1 protein-coding gene is annotated in these 267 nt (G+C 44.6%); it reads right to left on the bottom strand.

Translation table 11 applies throughout. The annotated features are described in order from the left end of the window. Positions 1-77: 77 nt before the first annotated feature. Positions 78-267, bottom strand: a 190-nt coding sequence (locus ACYYG1_RS17510; protein ID WP_461211618.1) for an uL14 family ribosomal protein, incomplete at its 5' end; no start/stop codon positions are given.

Below are 267 nucleotides of genomic sequence, written 5' to 3'. Positions count from 1 at the left end.
CCAGAGATAACCATTACTTTATCGCCTTTTTTCACATGCATCCTGATCGCACCTCCTTGAGTAAGGCATTTATTTCATTAGATAACTTCTGGAGCCAGAGAAACAATTTTCATGAAGTTGTTTTCACGTAATTCACGGGCAACCGGTCCGAAGATACGAGTTCCACGCGGGCTCTTGTCGTCACGGATGATAACACATGCATTCTCATCGAAGCTGATGTATGATCCGTCAGATCTGCGTGCTCCGCTTTTTGTGCGAACGATAACA

Source organism: Desulfocurvus sp. DL1XJH-121, assembly GCF_054819825.1.
Note: the sequence above shows the minus strand (reverse complement) of the source record. Positions and strands in the feature narration are given on the sequence as shown.